We start from the raw sequence: 5021 nt of genomic DNA, 5'->3' as shown, positions 1-5021 counted from the left end.
AGATGTCTATAAGCGACAGCATCTGCTGACCTTGCTCGTGGTCATCGATGGCATGGCGAACTGGGTGACGCAGAAGCCCCCGGTTCCGTCCCTGGAACCGGGGGCTTCTTTCAAGCTTCACTCAGTGAACGCCAGAACGGCGTCAAGGGCTCAGCAGCCCACCAGGCGGCTGGCCAGGTAGCCCTCGATCTGGTCGAGGGAGACGCGCTCCTGCTTCATCGAGTCGCGCTCGCGCACCGTGACCGCGTTGTCGTCCAGGGTGTCGAAGTCGACCGTCACGCAGTACGGCGTGCCGATCTCGTCCTGGCGGCGGTAGCGGCGGCCGATGGCGCCCGCGTCGTCGAACTCGATGTTCCAGTTCTGGCGCAGGGCCGTCGCCAGGCCCTTGGCCTTCGGGGACAGCTCCGGGTTGCGGGACAGGGGAAGCACGGCCACCTTCACCGGGGCGATGCGGTGGTCGAAGCGCATGACCGTGCGCTTCTCCAGCTTGCCCTTGGCGTTGGGGGCCTCGTCCTCGATGTAGGAGTCGAGGAGGAAGGCCAGCATGGTGCGGCCCACGCCCGCCGCCGGCTCGATGACGTACGGAGTCCAGCGCTCGCCGGCCTCCTGGTCGAAGTAGGACAGGTCCTGGCCCGACGCCTTGGAGTGCGCGGAGAGGTCGTAGTCCGTGCGGTTGGCGACGCCCTCCAGCTCGCCCCACTCGCTGCCGCCGAAGCGGAAGCGGTACTCGATGTCAGCGGTGCGCTTGGAGTAGTGGGAGAGCTTCTCGGCCGGGTGCTCGTACCAGCGCATGTTCTCCTCGCGCAGGCCCAGGCCGGTGTACCAGTTCCAGCGCTGCTCCATCCAGTACTCCTGCCACTTCTCGTCCTCGCCCGGCTTGACGAAGAACTCCATCTCCATCTGCTCGAACTCGCGGGTCCGGAAGATGAAGTTGCCGGGCGTGATCTCGTTGCGGAAGGACTTGCCCATCTGCGCGATGCCGAACGGCGGCTTCTTGCGCGAAGTCTGCTGGACCTGGGCGAAGTTGGTGAAGATGCCCTGTGCGGTCTCGGGGCGCAGGTAGGCGACGGAGCCGCTGTCCTGGGTGGGGCCGAGGTGCGTGGCGAGCATGCCCGAGAACTGCTTGGGCTCGGTGAACTGGCCCTTCGTACCGCAGTTGGGGCAGTTGATGTCGGCGAGGCCGTTCTCCGGCACGCGGCCGTGCTTGGCCTCGTACGCCTCTTCCAGGTGGTCGGCGCGGTGCCGCTTGTGGCAGGAGAGGCATTCGGTGAGCGGGTCGGAGAAGGTCGCGACGTGGCCGGAGGCCTGCCAGACCTCGCTCGCCAGGATCACCGACGAGTCGATTCCGACGACGTCCTCGCGCGAAGTGACCATGTAGCGCCACCACTGGCGCTTGAGGTTCTCCTTGAGCTCGACGCCGAGCGGCCCGTAATCCCAGGCGGCACGCTGGCCGCCGTAGATCTCACTGCACGGGTAAACAAAGCCACGGCGCTTGCTCAGGCTGACGATGCTGTCGATCTTGTCGGCGGCCACGGTGCTCTCTTCATTACGACGGTGGGCGAAGCGAATGCTTCAGGTTACCGGCGGCCTTACCCCCCTAATCAAATCGGTTCCCGAGTAGAGCCCGCAGCGACCGCTAGTTGACAATCGTTTCCAGATTTGTTGAAAATGAGTGTCATGAACGTACGCCGCCTCATACCCACCGCAGCCATCGCCTCCGTCACGGTCCTCGGCCTCACGGCCCTCTCCGCCTGCTCGTCCTCGAACGCGGCGGACAAGGGCGGCGACGGCAAGCTGAACGTGGTCGCGTCGTTCTATCCCATGCAGTTCCTGGCCCAGGAGATCGGCGGCGACCACGTCTCCGTGGACACGCTGACCAAGCCGGGCGTCGAGCCGCACGACCTGGAGCTCAGCCCGCAGCAGACCGCCTCGCTCGGCGAAGCGGACATGATCCTCTACCTCAAGGGCATCCAGCCCGCCGTCGACGACGCCATCGGCCAGTCCGGCGTGGACAACACCCTGGATGCCGCCGAGCTCACCAAGCTGGAGAAGCACGGCACGGGGGTCGGCCACGACCACGGCCATGAGGGCGAAGAGCACGGCCACGAAAGCGAAAGCGAAGGCGAAGGCGAAGGCGGTGCCGACCCGCACATCTGGCTCGACCCGGTGAAGTACGCCGAGGTCGCCGAGGGCGTCGGCAAGGCGATGGAGAAGGCCGACCCGGACCACGCGGCGGCGTACAAGAAGAACACCAAGGACCTGGTCAAGAAGCTGGACGGCCTGAACACGAAGTTCACGGACGGCCTGAGGAACACGAAGACCAAGACCTTCATCACCACGCACTCCGCCTTCGGCTACCTCGCCGAGCGCTACGGCCTGGACCAGGAGAGCATCTCCGGCATCGACCCCGAGTCGGACCCGAGCCCGGCCCGCATCAAGGAACTCCAGGGCATCGCCGAGGAGGACGACGTCTCCACGGTGTTCTTCGAGACGCTCGCCAGCGACAAGACCGCCAAGACCCTCGCGAAGGACACCGGCCTCAAGACGGACGTCCTGGACCCGCTGGAGGGAATCACGGGCAAGTCCGAGGGCGATGACTACGTAGAGGTCATGGAGTCCAACCTCGCCGCGCTCGAGAAGGCCCTCGGCGCGAAGTGACCGCACGGCAGTCGGCAGCATCGGAGGCACACGCCATGGAAGCCATAGAGTCCGCACCGCCCGTCATATCCGTGCGGGCGGCCACGGCCACCCTCGGCGCGCGCCCGGTGCTGCGCGGCATCGACCTCACCGTCAAGCGCGGCGAGGTCGTCGCCCTGCTCGGCGCGAACGGCTCGGGCAAGTCCACCGCCGTCCGCTCGGTCATCGGCCAGATCCCGCTCACCGGCGGCGACATCAGCCTCTTCGGTACGCCCCTGAAGCGCTTCCGGCAGTGGTCCCGCATCGGCTACGTCCCGCAGCGCACCACGGCCGCCAGCGGCGTCCCCGCCACGATCCGCGAGGTCGTCGCGGCGGGGCGTCTGTCGCGTACGAAGCCGGCGAAGCTGGGGTGGACGACCAAGGCGGACCGTGCGGCGGTCGACCGGGCCATCGAGCTCGTCGGGCTCGCCGACCGCGCCAAGGACTCCGTGAGCGCCCTCTCCGGCGGCCAGCACCAGCGGGTCCTGATCGCCCGCGCGCTGGCCTCCGAGCCCGAGCTGCTGATCATGGACGAGCCGATGGCGGGCGTCGACCTGGCCAGCCAGGAGATCCTCGCCCGGACGCTGCGCGAGCAGGTCGCGGCGGGCGCGACGGTCCTGCTTGTGCTGCACGAGCTGGGCCCGCTGGAGCCGCTGATCGACCGCGCGGTCGTGCTGCGCGACGGCTGTGTGACGCACGACGGCCCGCCCCCGAAGGCGGTCGGCCAGCACGCCCTGCCCGGCCACGACCACGTACATCCGCACTCGGCCGACGAGCACGAGCCGATCCGCACGGGACTGCTGACCTGATCATGGAAATTCTCCAGACCGCATTCATGCAGCGGGCGCTGATCGCCGCCGTCCTCGTCGGCATCACGGCCCCCGCCATCGGCATCTACCTCGTCCAGCGCCGCCAGGCCCTGATGGGCGACGGCATCGGCCACATCGCCATGACGGGCGTCGGCCTCGGCTTCCTGCTCAACTCCAGCCCCGTGTGGATGGCGACGCTGATCGCCGTCGTCGGCGCGGTGACGATGGAACTGATCAGGGCGTACGGGAAGACGCGCGGCGACATCGCGCTCGCGATGCTCTTCTACGGCGGCATGGCGGGCGGCGTCCTGCTGATCAACCTCTCGGACACCGGCTCCAACGCGAACCTCTCCTCGTATCTCTTCGGCTCGCTCTCGACGGTCTCCGACTCCGACGTCACGGCGATCTGCCTGCTCGCGGCGTTTGTGGTCCTGGTCACGGTCGGGCTGCGCAAGCAGCTGTTCGCGGTGAGCCAGGACGAGGAGTTCGCGCGGGTGACGGGGCTGCCCGTGCGCGTGCTGAACCTCCTCATCGCGGTCACGGCGGCGGTGACGGTGACCGTCGCGATGCGCGTCGTGGGCCTGCTTCTGGTGAGCGCGCTGATGGTGGTGCCGGTCGCGGCGGCCCAGCAGATCACCCGCTCCTTCAAGGTGACGTTCGTCCTGTCGGTGGTCATCGGCACGGCCGTCACACTGTCCGGCACGGTCACGTCGTACTACGAGGACGTGCCGCCCGGGGCGACGATCGTCCTGATGGCGATCGGCGTCTTCGTGGTCCTCACCGCCCTCGCGACGCCGCTCGCGAGGCGCCGGGCCAGGACCCTGGCGACAGCGGAGGCCGCGACCTGCACGGCGGAGTTCCCCGACGCCCGGCGCTCGGCCGGCAAGGCCACCGTCTGAGAGCGAGCTGGCACAATGGCCCCACGGGACATGACAGATGTGCGGGCGATCGTGCGAGTTTTCAGTTGAGGAGGCACCTGTGACAACAGCTGCGGGACCCCCGGTACGAGGCCGGTCCACCAGGCAGCGCGCCGCGGTGGCGGCGGCCCTGGGCGAGGTGGACGAGTTCCGCAGTGCGCAGGACCTGCACGACATGCTCAAGCACAAAGGCGATTCGGTGGGCCTGACGACGGTCTACCGAACGCTGCAGTCCCTCGCCGACGCCGGCGAGGTCGACGTGCTGCGCACGGACGAGGGCGAGTCGGTCTACCGCCGCTGCTCCACCGGCGACCACCACCATCACCTGGTCTGCCGGGTGTGCGGCAAGGCGGTCGAGGTCGAGGGCCCGGCCGTGGAGCAGTGGGCCGAGACGATCGCGTCCGAGCACGGATATGTGAACGTGGCGCACACGGTGGAGATCTTCGGTACGTGCGCGGAGTGCGCGGAAGCGAAGAAGAAGTAGACGTACGAAGAAGTAGACGTACGACGAGGTAGCCGTACGACGAGGGGCGCGGCCCGCCACCCCAACACGCGGGGGGCGCCCCCCCAAAAAGGGGAGCCGAATAAGACAGAGCTAGAGTGATAGGGGGGGTGGACC

General features: G+C 68.0%; 5 protein-coding genes. 4 read left to right on the top strand and 1 reads right to left on the bottom strand.

The window, feature by feature from the left end:
• Positions 1–150: 150 nt before the first annotated feature.
• Positions 151–1533, bottom strand: coding sequence for a glycine--tRNA ligase (locus tag ACFWY6_RS22270; protein ID WP_266867192.1), 1383 nt, complete (start codon positions 1531–1533; stop codon positions 151–153).
• 144 nt (positions 1534–1677) lie between these two features.
• Between ACFWY6_RS22270 and ACFWY6_RS22265 the strand changes: the two genes are divergently transcribed.
• The 4 genes from ACFWY6_RS22265 to ACFWY6_RS22250 are packed head-to-tail and all read left to right on the top strand — an operon-like array spanning position 1678 to position 4886.
• Positions 1678–2658 carry a metal ABC transporter substrate-binding protein gene (locus ACFWY6_RS22265; RefSeq protein WP_384693019.1) on the top strand — a complete coding sequence of 327 codons (981 nt, stop codon included), beginning with the start codon at positions 1678–1680 and terminating at the stop codon, positions 2656–2658.
• Positions 2659–2693: 35 nt separating this feature from the next.
• Positions 2694–3485, top strand: a complete 792-nt coding sequence (locus tag ACFWY6_RS22260) for a metal ABC transporter ATP-binding protein (RefSeq protein ID WP_384693016.1) — start codon at positions 2694–2696, stop codon at positions 3483–3485.
• Between the two features lie 2 nt (positions 3486–3487).
• Positions 3488–4384: a metal ABC transporter permease gene (locus tag ACFWY6_RS22255; RefSeq protein WP_384693013.1), complete on the top strand. Its 897-nt coding sequence runs from the start codon at positions 3488–3490 to the stop codon at positions 4382–4384.
• Between the two features lie 37 nt (positions 4385–4421).
• Positions 4422–4886: a Fur family transcriptional regulator gene (locus ACFWY6_RS22250; protein ID WP_384693010.1), complete on the top strand. Its 465-nt coding sequence runs from the start codon at positions 4422–4424 to the stop codon at positions 4884–4886.
• The last annotated feature ends 135 nt before the right edge of the window (positions 4887–5021 follow it).

The organism is Streptomyces sp. NPDC059037 (genome assembly GCF_042740015.1).
GTDB lineage: Bacteria > Actinomycetota > Actinomycetes > Streptomycetales > Streptomycetaceae > Streptomyces.
The sequence above is the reverse complement of the archived record's forward strand: the minus strand, read 5'-3'. Positions and strand labels throughout refer to the sequence as shown.

Coding starts and splice junctions, on each gene's coding strand:
- ACFWY6_RS22265 (WP_384693019.1), top strand. CDS start 1,678: ATGAACGTACGCCGCCTCATACCCACCGCAGCCATCGCCTCCGTCACG.
- ACFWY6_RS22260 (WP_384693016.1), top strand. CDS start 2,694: ATGGAAGCCATAGAGTCCGCACCGCCCGTCATATCCGTGCGGGCGGCC.
- ACFWY6_RS22255 (WP_384693013.1), top strand. CDS start 3,488: ATGGAAATTCTCCAGACCGCATTCATGCAGCGGGCGCTGATCGCCGCC.
- ACFWY6_RS22250 (WP_384693010.1), top strand. CDS start 4,422: ATGTGCGGGCGATCGTGCGAGTTTTCAGTTGAGGAGGCACCTGTGACA.